This is a genomic window from Enterobacter sp. 940_PEND, assembly GCF_001059415.1.
In the GTDB taxonomy this organism is placed as follows: Bacteria; Pseudomonadota; Gammaproteobacteria; order Enterobacterales; family Enterobacteriaceae; genus Enterobacter; species Enterobacter cloacae_M.
Genome location: NZ_JUMS01000162.1, coordinates 1 through 16415, shown reverse-complemented (window position 1 = coordinate 16415; position 16415 = coordinate 1). Strand labels below are relative to the sequence as shown.

Genomic DNA, 16415 nt, shown 5'->3' with positions numbered 1-16415 from the left:
CTCAGTTAATGAGCATTTCTGCGAACTTGCGGACAGCGCCTGCGCTGACTGCATGGCCACTGATATCGCTGTGACGGCTGACACCGCGCACCAGTTTGAAAAGACGTCTGGCGTTTCCGTTGCTCGCCCGGAATAGCGCCTCAGATACGTCAGGGTTCTCAGCATCCGGCAGCATACTGATCGCGATATCGCTGATATCGGCCTGCGGCAGGGATTCGCCGATGTTGAGCGCCAGACCCACGCGGCTGAAAAGCTGCTGATACTCACCGCGCTTGCCTTTAAGGTTGATAATGAGGCGAGGCATCCCGGCCAGAACGACACCGATACCGGCTTTGTCGTGGATGCGGCGCAGTGTTTCCAGCGCACGGTATGGAAGGTTCTCAGCCTCATCGACCATCAGGAGGCGACCTGAATCACGCAGGGCAGCAATGCAGGCTTCGCTGAGTTCATGCATGTTGCCGCGTTTGCTGAGGCCAAGCAGCCCACACAGCTCTTCGAGCACAACACGGGCGGTATAGCCGGGGTCGGCCTCTATCAGCAGCGCATCACGATGCCTGGACGCGTATTCACGCAAAATCATGGTTTTACCCAGGCCAGCAGCGCCATAGAGAACGTTAATCTCACCATCCAGGTGCGCCAGGCGAATGACCTCGATCCCCTTGCGGGAGGTCACTGTGGGGATATAGCGCGGCGTGATGCGACGCGATTTTTCCTTGTCGGCTTCGCGGGCAATGAAGCTGCGAGCCAGCTCGTCGATGCTGTCCACATCACCCTGATATTTTCCCTGCAGGTACTGATTAACGACTGCCGGGCTTTTACCAAAAGCGCGGGCCACCTGTGTCTGGCTGTAACCCTTGCGGGACATAAGTTCATTCAGTTCTGTTTGTAGGCTCATATGTCTCTCACTTACCGGGTATTACCGGTTTTTTTCAGATATTCATCGCGGTCGGTTTCGAGGAAGAAGAAATGCTCCTCTTCCGTAATCCGGCTGAATTCAGCCGGGATAAAGCTCCCCAGATCGTCGAAGCGCTGGCCCGGTAATACAGAGCGGCCCTCTGCCTCAATTTCCTGGCGTTTGTCTTCAATACGGTTGAGGCGGCGCTGGCGGCGTTTCTCAACTGCCACATCCATTGCACTCACCGGTATTGCGGCACGTTTATTACCGTTCCAGATCGCAGTACAGACGTAGGTACCATCCATCCGGCGAACGATAACGGAAGAGGGATCGTGAATATCGAAAGCCACGCGAACCTCTTCGCTATCCACCTGGATCAATTCTTCAGAGAAGTAGTCGTTGTTGAACAGACGCAACCAGCCACGCTGCGCGGTACGTACCATCTCCGGCATAAAGGCTTCGCGCAGCTCAACATCAGTCAGATATTCAATGTCGTCGCCTTCAGCTTCGAGAACGGCCCGACGATAGGCCGACGGTGTCATATGACGCCCGTTACGTTTTGGAAGCTCACGGTGTTCATGCGTGTTGTTGTATGCGTCAACTTCGCTGGCGATTGCGTCAAGCAGCTGCTGCCAGGAGGGTAATTTACCCAGAGCATTACGTTGCACAGGCGTCAGCTCCCGTCCGTTCTCCTGCGCTTTGATGGCTGACTGGATAGCACGCGACGTGATGCGGGCATGCTCCCGGTCAGCACTGTCGCCGCTGAACGTATCGAACTGCATCGCAACACGGCGGGGAACACCCTTGTTAAGCCGTTCGATGATGCCGCGAGACTGAGGACGCCCCGGAATACTGGTCGGGTGCTCAATACCGAGGCGGCTGAAAATACCCGTCACATCGGCATCAAGCGTTTTGTTTGTTTCACCGCCGCCGTTATCGGAATACACAAATAACGGTTTGCCGAAATGACGCATGGCGTAACGGTAGGCATCAGCCACAGCAATAACGCTTTCTGAAAGTGCCAGGCTCCAGCCCGTAATAAAGCGTGTCCGGCCATCAATAATTAACGTCAGTTCAGGAGTGAACGGGCGGCCATGGTCAGGGTGTGCCACCTTCATCTCCAGGGATTTACCATCCGCAATCCAGCAGCCATTAACCGGCATAAGGGACCAGTCACGTTTCTGGAAGCATTCATAAGCCAGCGCAGCGGAACCGCTGACGCGACCGCGCACACGCTCGCGCTTTGGCAGTTTTGCCATGGCGCGGCGAACGGCATCATATGACGGGCAGGCGGCTGCAATTGCCGGCTGGTCGGCATACGTGTTTTCCCATTCAGCTTTAAAATCACTGTAAGCATCCCTTAGCGTCGGCCCCTTTCTTGATCGCCAGTGGGCCAGAAAGTCAGGAAGCCACTGGATCTTTTCAGGCGTCCTAGCTTTCAGTTGTCCAGGAGCAAGCAGCGTCAGACGCTCAATACCTGGCCGGGACGCCTCGTAAATAGACACCCACTCTTGAAGGCTGCGCTCACCAAAACCTTTACGGGTTGAACCCTTGCGGGCGTTGGCGATAACCGCAGCATCTTTAAGGTGCTCTGGCAGTGAATCGGTGCGTGCAGCCTTCACGATAAATTTGACGGCAGCGGTGCGTGATGAACCCGCATTCCGCAGACGTTCAACCTCCATCGCCAGCGCCGCGCGGGCATCGGCGATCTGTTTTTGTTTAATGGTCAGTTCGCCGACCTTCTGCTCAAGAATGACCGGGCACTGGCGCAGCAGGGCTATATCCTGACGGTCTGCGGTGGCCTTACGTGCAACAACCGCACGGAGTGCATGCTCGCCTGGCTTAGAGGCCAGCACTGTCTGATACACTTTTTCGCGGATGGCTGACTGCATATCATGAGGAAGGCTTTCGATGAGAAATTCATAGGCGATACCTTTAACGCCTTCTCTTTTCCTGCATGTCCACTGTTCATTTTTTGCTTTGCGCAAAATGGTGCTAACGGCAGAAGAAAAACCGGGTAACTCAGTTATCTCTTTAGCAGTAACCCAACCATTAAATGAAGACATATCAATATCTCCCAGGCCAAATATCTTCAGGAGTCATACCGATTGCTTCAGCAATAATTTTTTCAGCTTTTGGGTATGGTTTATCTAGGGCATTTTTTAATGTGTAAGGCGATAGGTTGTGCTCCCGCCCCAAACTAGAGAGAGACATGTTTCTTTTGCGCAAAGCCGCGACGATATCCGCTCTGTGCATGTTTTCTCTTTTTTCGCATTTCATTTCATGCCATCCTTAAAAGTTAACCACTTAGCTAGCCTGCAAAGTACCCAGCTAGCTACTTAAGAAGATACTTTCATTGCATTGTGATTGCAATGCGTGCAACGACAAATAATTGTCAATGTTGGCAATATAATCACTATGTGATTGTTTTATTGAATTTAAATTTGTCATTTCATTTATCTTCTGCAACGACAAATGAAACCACAAAGGGTTTTTGTGATGGCGTTTAATGAATGGTTTTCGGCAAGTGAGCTTGCAGGGCTTCCGGGAATGCCTGGTGATAAGAGCAGTGTCAATCGGAGGGCTAATAAGGAGGGTTGGAAGAAGCGTCAGCGCGCTGGTGTTAGGGGGACGGCTTTTGAGTTCCACATCTCATCTCTTCCCTCTGCAACTAGAGAGGCGATTGGTACAGAACAGGCTGACATTGGAGAAAGCGAAATCGATACGGAGTTACTATCAAAAGTTATCGAATCTGTTGAATTACTTTTGATGAGTAGGAAAAAAAAGATAAGCCCTTCGACCAAAGCAAAGGTGATCACGGTGCTTTACCGGGCTTTTAAATCAAGTAGTTACATAGACATGAAGTTGATACAAGAAACGATCGAGCTTGTTGCTTAGTCTGGGAGGCTGTAATGAAAGACGACAAAGTTGTACATCTTGGTAGAAAGAAAAATGCATTTGAGGACGAGTTGTTAGAAATTGCTCAGCTTCTTTCGCAGGATAATGAGGATGCAGCTGATATTGATGGGGGTAATCAGACAATCCCATCAATCAACGTCAATGGTTCAGCCAATGTGATTGGCAACGGAAACACCGTAAATAATGTAATAACCTTTACAAGATCCATACAGAAAAAAATTCAGGTCAAAACGGCAGATGGAGTTATTGATGCGACACAAAAATTCCAGATAAAAAGCCTTGTAGATGAATGGGTTGAAAATTTTAACGCTATAAAGAAGTCAAAACTCACACACCAAAAAGCATGGTCACTTCTTAATCGCCACATGAAAGTGAATAGTTATCATGAAATCAAAGACATAAACCATGCTAAAGCAATAAAATTCCTTCGTTCAAGACTGGGCGAATTGCGCAACATGCCATCCGCTCCGAAAAAAGTTCAAGACTGGAGAGCACAAACAATTAAGTCAATCCAAGCCAGGTGCTCTGAAAAAGGGTGGCAGGCATGGCGTAAACTCTATATGCAACAGAAATTTGAAAAAAATTCGATGACTGAACTTACCGATGTAGAACTAAAACAACTGTACCAAACTGTATGGAATAAGAGGTGAGGTAGAGCTGAAGAACCGCATTAGGATCGTTTAAAAGTGATTTAAACGGTTCTAATGCGTGCTAATTTTAGTGCAGAATATTTCGCCTTTTTTACTATTTTTGCTCAAAATCCAGTAGCGTGTGCAGAATTACCTCACAGCTGTCTACCCCTTGATAGCTCTGCCTTTCAGCCTATTACCCCTCGTTTTCCCTCTATGCAGAAACGATCACCTCCCCACACTGCCACCTCGCCCGCATGATGGGTGAACGCAAAATGCGTATTGCAGACGTTGTCAGAGAAACAGGACTCAGCCGCACTACGGTGACTTTACTCTACAAAGAGACAGCACAGAAAGTGGATCTGGAAGCGCTCGATAAATTATGTGAACTATTCGACTGCGGCATTAGTGAACTGTTAGAACGTGCGACGCCGACAGCCAACAAATATTAAGTGCGCAACGACAACCAGTAGGTAGGGGACTTGAAGCATGGTCAATCAAAATCCAGAACAAAAAGCTCGCGACCAAATAGACGTGTTGCTCGCGCAAGCGGGATGGTTAGTACAAGACAAGAAGAAGATCAATTTTTCCGCTTCTACTGGTGTTGCAGTGCGCGAGTATCAAACCGACGTAGGGCCTGCAGATTATGTGCTGTTTGTTGATAAGCAAGCAGTGGGTGTGATTGAAGCCAAACCTGAAACTTGGGGTGAAAAGATCACCACAGTTGAAGATCAGTCACAAGGATATGCTAACGCAACTTTGAAATGGGTAAACAACAACCACCCTTTGCGCTTTGTATATGAAAGTACTGGAGTTATTACACGCTTTACTGATGGTTTAGATCCACTTCCACGCTCCCGCGAAGTGTTTAACTTCCATCGCCCGGAAACCCTTGCCAAGTGGCTCAAAGAACCTAAAAGCCTGCGCGGTCGTTTGCAAGATTTCCCACCACTGATTAAAGAAGGTTTGCGTGATTGCCAGATTACGGCCATCACCAACTTAGAAAAGTCATTCAAACAAGACAGACCCCGTGCACTGGTGCAGATGGCCACTGGCTCCGGAAAGACCTTTACTGCTATTACGGCCAGTTATCGCCTGCTACGGGAGCCCGTGAATGCTAATCGCATTCTGTTTCTGGTGGATACCAAAAACCTTGGGGAACAGGCCGAACAAGAATTCATGAGCTTCGTGCCAAACGACGATAACCGAAAATTCACCGAACTATACACAGTTCAGCGATTGAAAAATCAGTTCATCGCCAAAGATGCACAGGTTTGTATTAGTACTATCCAACGTATGTACTCCATTCTAAAAGATGAGGCGCTGGATGATTCTCTCGAGGAGCAAAACCCAGCGGAGCAATCTACTAAGCCCAAAGAGCCACTGCCGGTGGTGTATAATGAAAAGATTCCACCTGAGTTTTTTGATGTAATCATCATTGATGAGTGTCACCGCTCTATTTACAACCTGTGGCGGCAGGTGCTGGAGTATTTTGATGCCTATCTGGTTGGTCTGACCGCCACGCCGGACAATCGTACCTACGGATTCTTCCGCAAGAATGTTGTCAGCGAGTATAACCACGAAAAAGCCGTGGCCGATGGTGTTAACGTGGGTAACGAAATCTTTGTGATCGAAACCGAAAAGACCAAGCAAGGCGGAAAGATTGAAGCGAAGCAGCAGGTGGAGCGCCGCGAGCGTACTACCCGCCGCAAGCGCTGGGAGCAACAGGATCAGGACGAGGCCTACACTGCAAAGCAACTCGACCGCAACATCGTGAACCCGGACCAAATTCGCACTGTCATCCGTACTTTCAAAGATTCACTGCCGACCATCTTTCCCGGTCGTCAAGAAGTACCCAAAACCCTTATCTTTGCCAAATCCGACAGCCACGCTGATGACATCATTCAAACCGTGCGCGAAGAGTTTGGCGAAAGTAACCAGTTCTGTAAAAAAATCACCTACCGTGTTGTCAATGACAAAACTGATGCTGAAGGCAAAGTGATTGAAAAAGGTGAAGACCCTAAATCTGTGCTCGCCCAGTTCCGCAATGACTATTACCCACGTATTGCGGTTACCGTCGATATGATTGCCACCGGAACCGACGTAAAGGCGCTGGAATGTTTGCTGTTTATGCGTGATGTAAAAAGTAAACACTACTTTGAACAAATGAAGGGGCGCGGTACCCGCACACTCGATAAAGACAGTTTGCAAAAAGTCACTCCATCCGCGCAGAGCGCTAAAACACACTATGTGATTGTCGATGCTATTGGCGTCACCAAGTCGGTTAAGACCGCAAGCCAACCTCTGATCACCAAACCTAGCGTACCGCTCAAAGACTTGGCAATGGGCGTAATGATGGGTGCAAGCGATATTGATACTGTATCATCGCTAGCCGGACGCCTGGCGAGGTTAGACAAACAGCTTGATGACAAAGAACGTGCCCGTATTGCTGAAAAAGCTGGTGGCACGCCTTTACTTACGATTGTTGGTGAACTCTTCAACGCCATCGATGGTGACCGCATAGAGCAAAAAGCGTTGGAAATCGTCGGACAGCCGGTCGGCACCGACCCTGGTGATTATGCCCGTAACAAAGCTCAGCAGCAGTTGGTCGGCCAAGTGGCAAACATGTTTAGTGGCGAGCTGATTGAGCTGATCGATACTATCCGTCGCGACAAAGAACAAACCATCGTGCACGAAGATCTTGATACGATACTCAAAGCCGAATGGGATGGAGAAACAACCGAAAACGCTAGGGTGCTCATCCAAGAATTTGCCGACTATCTGCAAGAGCATGCCGACGAGATCGATGCGCTTGACATCTACTTCCATACACCTGCGCGCCGCAGCGAAGTGACCTTTACGCAAATCAAAACTTTGTTAGAAAAGCTAAGGCAAGATCGCCCCAAGCTGGCACCGTTACGTATTTGGCAGGCTTACGCCCATTTGGATAACTATCAAGGCGAAAATCCTTTAACTGAACTCACCGCCTTAGTCGCTCTGGTCCGCAGGGTGTGCGGCATAGATAGTGAAATCAAGCCATTTGACAACACCGTAAGAAAGAATTTTCAGGATTGGATTATGAAGTACCACTCAGGTAATTCAGAAAAATTTAATGAACAGCAAATGCAATGGCTACAAGCTATTCGCGACCATATCGTGAGCTCTTTTCACTTCGAACGTGATGATCTGGATATGACCCCCTTCGATGCTCAGGGTGGTTTGATGGGCATGTATCAACAGTTTGGGGACAAGATGGACTGGTTGCTTGAGGAATTGAATCGGGAGTTAGTGGCATAATGGCTATTGAAACTATTGACACTGTTGTATTTAAAAAAGTTGAATCAAGAATTTTAGATGTTATTCCAGAAAGTTGGGTAAAAACAACGTTGGGTGAATGCTTTAAATGGGGAAGTGGTGGCACTCCCAAAAGCGGTAATCCAGAGTATTACGGTGGAAACATTCCTTGGCTGGTTATTGGTGATTTAAACGACGGCATCATTAATGAATCCACCCAAAAAATTAACGAGAAAGGCCTGCAAAATAGCTCCGCCAAACTAGTTGATGAAGGTACATTACTTTTAGCAATGTATGGCTCTATCGGAAAACTGGGAATAGCTGGTATGAAGTTAGCGACCAATCAAGCAATAGCTTTTGCTGAAAAAAATGAGATCGAAACAAAATATCTATTTAATTTCCTTCGATATGCCAGATTAGAACTGGCCGGTTTGGGAAAGGGCGCGACACAACAGAATATAAGTCAAACAGTTATTAAGGCCTTTCCATTTCCATTAGCTCCGGTAAATGAACAAAAGCGCATTGTCGCTAAAATCGAACAACTATTCTCTGAGTTGGATAATGGAATTACCGCGCTGGAAACTGCCCGTGAACAGCTTAAAATCTACCGTCAAGCCGTTCTCAAACATGCCTTTGAAGGCAAGCTCACTGCAAAGTGGCGTGAGAAAAATGCCGATAAACTGAAATCCACTGAACAACTTCTAGCCCATATCCAGCAAGAGCGCGAATCCCGCTACCAGCATCAACTGAATGATTGGAAGACTGCGATAAAAGAATGGGAAGCTAACGGTAAAGATGGAAAAAAACCGGGTAAGCCTAAGAAACCATCCCATCTTACCCCGGTATCTGAAGCATCAAAAGAAGAGCTTCCACAGCTACCAGCTAGCTGGTCCTACATAAGGCTTGGAAACTTAATCGACGAACCTGCTTACGGTACATCCGCCAAATGTGATTATGAAACAGGCGATCAAAGCGTACTTCGTATTCCCAATATTTCTGCGGGAAAAATAGACGACTCCGACTTGAAGTTCGCTAACTTCCAAAAAGGTGAGGTTGACCATCTTCGCTTGATGTCTGGTGACATTTTAACTATACGTTCCAATGGAAGCATATCGCTGGTTGGTAGTTGTGCACTTATCAATGAAAAGGATACAAAACATATATTTGCAGGTTACTTGATCAGATTAAGGACAAATAAAAAAACGCTAAAACCAGAATATTTATTGGCTGCTATGAGCAGTCACTTTATTCGGAAACAAATAGAATCATCCGCAAAATCAACGAGCGGCGTGAACAATATCAATAGTGGGGAATTACAAAATATTATTCTTCCTTTGACGACAGTAGAAGAACAAGAAGAACTGATGTCACGGTTAGACTCTATTCTCCCGTTGATTAATTCAACTGAGATTGAAATTGATAAGCAACTAGTGAAAGCTGAAATACTACGTCAATCTATCCTGAAAAAAGCATTCTCCGGAAAGTTGGTAACACAAGATCCCCACGATGCACCTGCCAGCGAACTACTGGCGCATATCCAAATGCAAAAAAATGAGCGAAAAAGAAGAGCAATCAAAAGATGACAATTAAATACAAAGAATATGCTGATTGAAGTATGATCTTCAAATGAATACTCCCACTGATGCACATTAATGGCGAGGAGGCCGTCTTAAGAGGCCTTTTGTCATTGGCAGGAAAAGTGCTAATTTTGGTAACATAACGCTTATATAGAGCTAGCTTTTTGGAAATTTTGAGACTAAAAAAATGAATACATCAACAATTATCTCCAGAGTCTGGAGCTTCTGTACTACCTTACGCGATGACGGAGTGGGTTATGGCGACTATCTAGAACAACTCACTTATCTGATCTTTCTGAAAATGGCTGATGAATACTCTAAACCGCCATACTCTCGTGACGTGGGCATTCCTACAAAGTACAATTGGCAGGCGCTCACCAGTAAGAAGGGGGCAGAGCTTGAAGTCCTTTATGTAGAGCTGCTGCGTGAATTAGGCAAGCAGAAAGGTATGCTTGGCCAGATTTTCACTAAAGCGCAAAACAAGATTCAAGACCCGGCCAAGTTGTACCGCCTTATCGATATGATTGATAGTACCCAGTGGGTCATGATGGGTGCGGATATTAAGGGAGATATCTATGAAGGGTTGCTGGAAAAGAATGCTGAAGATACCAAGTCCGGTGCGGGGCAGTATTTTACACCGAGGGCTTTGATCCGCGCCATGGTAGCATGTGTTCGACCAGAACCAGGCAAAACAATTGCCGACCCCTCATGCGGTACAGGTGGTTTTTTTCTGGCGGCCTATGACTTTCTAACAAATCCAGAAAATACTTCACTCGATAAAGAGCAAAAGCACTTTCTGAAGCACAGCACTTTCCATGGTAACGAAATCGTCGCCAATACTCGTCGCCTGTGTTTAATGAATATGTTCCTACATAACATCGGTGAAATTGATGGCGATAGTCTGGTTTCCCCTAATGATGCGTTAATCGCAGCCAGCCCTGTTAGCGTGGACTATGTGCTCGCTAACCCACCGTTTGGTAAGAAAAGTTCAATGAGCTTTACCAATGAAGAAGGCGAGCAGGAAACGGATGAATTGACCTATAATCGTCAAGACTTTTGGGCCAAAACTTCTAACAAGCAGCTCAACTTCGTTCAGCATATTCGTAGCATGCTGAAAACTACCGGCAAGGCCGCAATAGTTGTACCGGATAACGTCCTATTTGAGGGGGGCGCAGGAGAAACGATCCGTAAGAAGCTATTAGAAAACACAACGTTGCATACCATTCTACGGTTACCCACCGGAATTTTTTACGCACAAGGCGTCAAAGCGAACGTGTTGTTTTTCGATAACCAGCCAGCCAGCCCAAAGGCATGGACGAAAGAGGTATGGTTTTATGATTACCGAACCAATATCCATCACACGCTGAAGAAAAAGCCAATGCGCTTTGAGGATTTAGCCGACTTTATTGAATGCTACAACCCTAAAAATCCAACCAACCGCAAAGAGACTTGGCACCCAGAGAAGAACCAAGAAGGCCGCTGGCGGAAATACAGTATCGAGGAGTTGCTTGCACGTGATAAAACTAGCTTGGATATTTTCTGGTTAAAGGATAAAAGTTTAACCGATCTTGATAACCTGCCAGAACCGGATGAACTGGCAGAAGGAATCATAGAAAATCTCGAAGCTGGATTAAACAGCTTCCGAGAAGTGCTTAGTGGCCTATCTAAACAATCCACATAAATATTAATTTCTAGTGCAGGATACTGGCCGTATCTTGCCTGAAACGATATTTACACTTACAAAATTGTGGTTCAGATCGACAATCGCATAATTTCATTGTTTAGGTTTGAAATAATTAGCATAAAAAGAGGGGCATAAGCCCCTTTTACATTAAGCACGCAAAATAATTTGCTGCTGAACCTGGATAGGCTGCAATGTCTGATATTTTTGCCTTATCAGGTTATATAAATCAGGCATTTCCTCAGCGGATAAGACCCTGTACACGATTCTGTGTAAATGCCTTTTCTCAGAAGTGACCGTCCAGGCGGTCACCGAACTCGATAATAAAGCGGCTCATTGCCATACGCCAGTCCCTCAGCGGCATCGTCCATTTCTGTGAGGCCGCCTGGATTGCCAGCCACACCACCTTTTTCACCGCGTCGTCCGTCGGGAACACCTTACGCTTTTTGATAGCATGCCGGATCACGCTGTTCAGTGATTCTATGGCGTTGGTGGTGTAGATGACTTTGCGGATGTCTGCCGGGTAAGCGAAGAACGTCGCCAGGTTGGCCCAGTTTGCCTGCCAGCTTCGGCTTATCTGCGGATAGCGGCTGTCCCAGGCTGCGGCGAACGCTTCCAGCGCCTGCTGGCCTGCTTCTTCCGTCGGTGCCTGGTAAATCGCTTTCAGGTCGCGGGTGACGGCTTTGTAGTCCTTCCAGGAGACGAACCGCAGGCTGTTGCGCACCATATGCACGATGCACAGCTGGATGCGGGCCTCCGGATACACCGCGTTGATGGCGTCCGGGAAACCTTTCAGGCCGTCAACGCAGGCAATGAGGATATCGTTCAGGCCACGATTCTTCAATTCTGTCAGCACATTCAGCCAGAACTTCGCCCCTTCATTTTCGGCCAGCCACATCCCCAGCAACTCTTTCTGGCCTTCGATATTAATGCCCAGCGCCAGGAACACTGATTTATTGATGACACGACTATCCTGTCGGACTTTCAGGACGATACAGTCAAGATAAACAATGGGATAGACTGCATCCAGCGGACGATTTTGCCATTCGACAACCTGCTCCATGACCGCATCGGTGACCTTTGAGACCAGCGCGGGTGAGACATCCGCGTCATACAACTCTTTGAACGCGGCGGCGATCTCGCGTGTGGTCATCCCTTTGGCATACAACGATAAAATCTGGTTATCCATGCCGGTAATGCGGGTCTGGTTTTTCTTCACCAGTTGGGGTTCGAAGGAGCCATCACGATCGCGTGGGGTACGTAGTTCCAGAGGGCCATCGCCGGTGGTAACGGTCTTTGTGGAATAGCCGTTACGGGAATTAGCCCCCAGTTTGGGCTGATTTTTATCGTAGCCCAGATGGTGGGACATTTCGGCGTTGAGAGCCGCCTCAACGCTGATTTTCTTCAGCAGGCGATCGAACTGGTTGAGATCGTCAGGGGTTTTGAGATTTTTGGCCAGTTCGTTAGCCAGAGCCTGCAACTGTTTTTCGTCCATAAATTAACCTGCTTTTGATGTTGGATTGAACATATCAAAATCAGGCAATTACACAAATTTATGTACAGACTCGCGGATAAAGTTACAATAAGAACATAAGGCAATTCATCTAACTCATCCACGTTAACAGGCATCCCGCAATCGCGACCATAATAAGCTATATCAAAGCAAGGATTAGTTAACTCACCTTCTTTAAAGGTATGCTCGCTTCTTAATGTCGTCTCCCATTTATGGGCATCAATGCGCTGCTCATTTTCATCAGCATAAACATTTTTCAGGTTGAAAAGAGGGAATGTGAGTCCATCACTATCCGAAATGCCTTTACGCATAGTCACTTCCAATCCACTTCTGGTGTAGTTTAAAGGGTGTTCAGCATCTACTGGACTTGAGAAGCAGAATGTTGCCCTCAAATTCACACGACCTTTCATTAGAACATCGGGAACAGGAATAAGCGCTCGCATGTGTTGGGATGGCTTCAGTTTTCCTTGATAGATAACTTTTACCTCATCATCCCCGCAGAATATCACTTGACTCAGATCATGAGGGAAACGACCCCAACCTACCTCATGGCGATTAAGTTTTTTACATTCAGCATGATGTATAAGGAGTGCCTTAGCAGTCAGAGGTGTGATGTTGTATTGCAGTGATGAACTTAACGCTATCGCCTGTCGCAACACCAACGGGGCTGAAAAACTCGTTCCAGCAGTGCTGGCAAGCCCATTATGCATTGGACTATATACTTGAAAAGGTTCATCCTCATTCCCACCAAATGCGACCCCATCAGGCTTTACAAAGCCGGGGCTTCGCCCAGGACCGATGCAACTGTAAGAACAACGCTCCCAGTGATCAGATAAAGATGTCGCCGCACCGACAGACAAACCATTAACTAAGTCTGCTGGAGGCTGGATTCTGTTCAATTGAGCAGGGAGATGACCATCATTTCCTACAGCGATAGTGCAAAGCGTTTCACCAGTTGCCAGAATTTCCTCAAGCGTAGAAGTCCACACATGGACATCATCATCATCTACGGGTAATCTTGGCCCTAAGCTTAAATTCACATAATCATAATGATTCTGTTCCAAAACACTTTTAATTCGGATCAAAACATCAAAAAGATCAACATCCGAATTATTTACATTGGAGTCCAATACACGATAATGGTCAATATTACAAAATGGCACCGTCAATTTTTCTGTTTCCGTACCCAGAACACCAAATAGAACGGTAGAAGTTACATCCTGCCCATGGGAGAGTAGCTTAGCACTTGTGGCAGAATTACCATTAAAGGTGTATTCAGTAACCCACGGGCTGAAATCATCTACCCCAAGGCCGCCGTCAAATATAGCCACCTTCAAATTTTGGTTTACAGCCCCTTCTGTCGGCAAACTAAGATGGGATGTTTGTTCCACAGAGCGCGCGATAACTGGTTCACTCAATCTTAATTCTGGAAGTTCTCTTAACGTTCTAAGGAAAGAAAACTCCGCAAGTTTCAAAGCAACACCTTTACTTGCTTTAATTGGCATAAAGGTTAAGCCTTTAACCTTTATGCTTCTTGCTGTATCAATGACGGCACCATTTTGCAAAGCAAAGGATTCAAATGTATCAATTACGCTTGAAGTATTTTCTGGTGTATGCAGTGCCACCTCAATGCTCATCACTTCATGACCATTGATTGCTTTTACTTTATCAGAAACTTCAAGCATCGAAATGCTTTCCAGCGTAATAAAATCATCCTGCTGCCCCTTGGTTAATGCATCTTTATTGATAGCATCAAGGAATTGCTGAAAATCTTCCTGCTTACCGGAAACATAAATACAGGCCGTAGTATACTCGTCTTTTCGCCCTTTCTTCTTGATATCCTTTCTAGGCTTAATTTTAATAGCTTTACTACCGATGCTACCAAGAGAAAATCGGTCCAACAACCCTATAGGAAAATAGCTTTTAGCCAGAAATGTTGGGTGTAATACAAATTTTGCCACAGCCTTACCTTCCGGCATTGCTGAAATCGGAATTTTATTGATTTCAGCAATCAGCACACTCAACTGTTCGGATATAACAGGTTTATTTTCAGAGTAGGTATAAGGTTTATTTTTATTACCACCGCCCCGGTTCAATTTAATTGAACCCGTAAGAGTTTCCCCATACCCTAGCAACATATTTTTATCATTCATTTCCTTCACCCTCAGCCTTCACAAACTTACTGACCTGAGTTCTAGGTATACCTAGGTCACGTGAAATCTTCCTTTGCGAAACATCTTCAGCCAACATTGTTCTAATAACATTTTCAATAGACTCATCTTCTAATAGCTCATCTATCAATGATGAACTTAAAGGAGAGTTTTCTATAATAGAATTACGCTTCGCCTGGTTAATTGCTCTTTCAATTACAGCATAAGAAACCTTATCCAATCTAGCCGAAATATACTCAGCCAAATCATCACCAATATTTTTAGACATTAAATATCTTTTGATTAGGTCTTTTGTTGGATAGTCAAAATCAATCACTCTATCAAATCGTCTCCAGGCCGCTGGATCGAGTAATTCTGAATGATTTGTAGCAGCAATTAGTACAGAAGTATTAGGCCACTCGTCAATAGCTTGTAAGAGCACAGTAACTAATCGCTTGAGTTCTCCAACATCTGTTGCATCATCTCTTTTCTTAGCAATTGCATCAAATTCATCAAGCAGCAGCACACATGGAAATGACGAAGCATAATTAAGAACCGCTTTTATGTTATTCCCCGTTTTGCCTAAATAGCTGCTCATTACGCTCGCAAGATCAAGTGTAAGAAGAGGCATATCAAGCTTACAAGCCAACCATTTTGCAGCTAACGTCTTCCCAACTCCCGGAGGCCCTCCCATGAGAAGAGACCTGGAAGGGTGAAGCCCCTCTTTATAAAGACGTTCTTTCATTTCCCATTCGATCACAAACCGATTTAATTGCACATCAGTTTTGCTAGGCCAGACAGGTTCTACATCAATAACCACAGGATAAGTTTCAACTAACAACTTTTGCCTACTGTCAGCATCAACGGGAGCGGCTTTAGGTATAAGTGGCTGGGCGCGCTCAATAGCGACGGCACCACTGGTATGCAGCAGCAGGCTTTCCAGTTTGTTCGCTAACTCTGGAGATTCTTTCTTGAGTTTTTTTGCCATAACTCTCAGTCGCATGAGAAGGCTTTCCCTCTTCCCTGTAAGCGCATCACTGACTACATCAATGAGCATTTCATTCGTAACATTAATCATTCAACCACCTTTACAGCAAACGCCGACCATAATGAAAACAATCATACACCAAAACTGCTAAATAGCAGCCAAAACAGAGCCAAAAAACCAAACAACCCAACCAGTTTGACCAAAAACCGAACCACATCACACATGCAATGAGAATGATGTAAAAATTACACCCAATTACTGCCATCAGCGCGCACTCATATCCTCGCCACGCCTGCCCACTTTATGTAGCGATCATACATATGCATAACTGGTCTAACCCGCCAAGCAGACAATTCTGCCCTATAGTTTGAGCAAAGGAGGACTGTATGGGCACACCACGATTTAGACCTGAATTTAAGGAAGAAGCCGTCCGTCAAATAGCGGAGCGTGGCTATTCCGTGCCTGAAGTTTCCGACCGGCTGGGCGCTTCTGCACAAAGCCACTACAAATGGATACGGGCTATCAAACCTGACGACAATAAAAAGCACATCCACGATCTTCTGGAAGCCAAAAGTGAGATCATGAAGCTCAGTGCTAAGCTGAAGCGTACTGAAGAAGAATGAGATATTTTGAAAAAAGGCCGCGCTATACTTTGCAAGGGAGCCCGACTGAAGTACCGCTATTTTGATTAGCACCGCACTGTATGGGTTGTGATGACAATGTGTCGGGTACTGAATGTCGCCCGGGCCGGGTTCTATGCGTGGCTGCA

12 protein-coding genes and 1 pseudogene are annotated in these 16415 nt (G+C 46.3%); 7 read left to right on the top strand and 6 right to left on the bottom strand.

Features of this window, described 5'->3' with window-relative positions; all coding sequences use genetic code 11:
* Position 1: 1 nt before the first annotated feature.
* The 3 genes from ADJ24_RS22190 to ADJ24_RS22180 are packed head-to-tail and all read right to left on the bottom strand — an operon-like array spanning position 2 to position 3175.
* Complete coding sequence (locus ADJ24_RS22190) at positions 2-895, bottom strand: AAA family ATPase (RefSeq protein WP_023311926.1); 894 nt, start codon at positions 893-895, stop codon at positions 2-4.
* An 11-nt stretch (positions 896-906) separates the two neighbouring features.
* Entirely contained in the window at positions 907-2961 is a 2055-nt protein-coding gene (locus ADJ24_RS22185) for a Mu transposase C-terminal domain-containing protein (RefSeq protein WP_048703756.1), read from the bottom strand.
* A 1-nt stretch (position 2962) separates the two neighbouring features.
* Positions 2963-3175, bottom strand: a complete 213-nt coding sequence (locus ADJ24_RS22180; protein WP_023311928.1) for a helix-turn-helix domain-containing protein — start codon at positions 3173-3175, stop codon at positions 2963-2965.
* A 219-nt stretch (positions 3176-3394) separates the two neighbouring features.
* On the opposite strand from ADJ24_RS22180, the gene ADJ24_RS22175 reads away from it, so the two are divergent.
* The 6 genes from ADJ24_RS22175 to ADJ24_RS22150 all read left to right on the top strand — a co-directional run bounded on the left by ADJ24_RS22175 (position 3395) and on the right by ADJ24_RS22150 (position 10995).
* Positions 3395-3793 carry a DNA-binding protein gene (locus ADJ24_RS22175; protein WP_048703754.1) on the top strand — a complete coding sequence of 133 codons (399 nt, stop codon included), beginning with the start codon at positions 3395-3397 and terminating at the stop codon, positions 3791-3793.
* A 14-nt stretch (positions 3794-3807) separates the two neighbouring features.
* Positions 3808-4464 (top strand): hypothetical protein, encoded by a 657-nt coding sequence (locus ADJ24_RS22170; protein WP_023311929.1) that lies wholly within the window; start codon positions 3808-3810, stop codon positions 4462-4464.
* Between the two features lie 236 nt (positions 4465-4700).
* The gene (locus ADJ24_RS22165) at positions 4701-4895 is read left to right on the top strand and encodes a helix-turn-helix domain-containing protein (protein WP_048703752.1); all 195 of its coding nucleotides are present in this window, start codon (positions 4701-4703) and stop codon (positions 4893-4895) included.
* Positions 4896-4932: 37 nt separating this feature from the next.
* The gene (locus ADJ24_RS22160) at positions 4933-7740 is read left to right on the top strand and encodes a DEAD/DEAH box helicase family protein (protein WP_048703750.1); all 2808 of its coding nucleotides are present in this window, start codon (positions 4933-4935) and stop codon (positions 7738-7740) included.
* A complete protein-coding gene (locus ADJ24_RS22155) occupies positions 7740-9320 on the top strand; it encodes a restriction endonuclease subunit S (RefSeq protein WP_023310221.1) in 1581 nt (526 codons plus the stop codon). The genes ADJ24_RS22160 and ADJ24_RS22155 overlap by 1 nt, the downstream gene beginning before the upstream one ends.
* Before the next feature lie 181 nt (positions 9321-9501).
* Positions 9502-10995 carry an HsdM family class I SAM-dependent methyltransferase gene (locus ADJ24_RS22150; RefSeq protein WP_023310220.1) on the top strand — a complete coding sequence of 498 codons (1494 nt, stop codon included), beginning with the start codon at positions 9502-9504 and terminating at the stop codon, positions 10993-10995.
* 286 nt (positions 10996-11281) lie between these two features.
* On the opposite strand, the gene ADJ24_RS22145 is transcribed toward ADJ24_RS22150, so the two are convergent.
* The 3 genes from ADJ24_RS22145 to ADJ24_RS22135 are packed head-to-tail and all read right to left on the bottom strand — an operon-like array spanning position 11282 to position 15736.
* Positions 11282-12490: an IS256 family transposase gene (locus tag ADJ24_RS22145; protein WP_015386429.1), complete on the bottom strand. Its 1209-nt coding sequence runs from the start codon at positions 12488-12490 to the stop codon at positions 11282-11284.
* Entirely contained in the window at positions 12400-14661 is a 2262-nt protein-coding gene (locus ADJ24_RS22140) for a S8 family peptidase (RefSeq protein ID WP_080974988.1), read from the bottom strand. The genes ADJ24_RS22145 and ADJ24_RS22140 overlap by 91 nt, the downstream gene beginning before the upstream one ends.
* Positions 14654-15736 carry an AAA family ATPase gene (locus ADJ24_RS22135; protein WP_023310217.1) on the bottom strand — a complete coding sequence of 361 codons (1083 nt, stop codon included), beginning with the start codon at positions 15734-15736 and terminating at the stop codon, positions 14654-14656. The genes ADJ24_RS22140 and ADJ24_RS22135 overlap by 8 nt, the downstream gene beginning before the upstream one ends.
* A 296-nt stretch (positions 15737-16032) precedes the next feature.
* On the opposite strand from ADJ24_RS22135, the pseudogene ADJ24_RS25215 reads away from it, so the two are divergent.
* Positions 16033-16415 (top strand): annotated as a pseudogene (locus ADJ24_RS25215) (transposase); the annotation flags it as partial.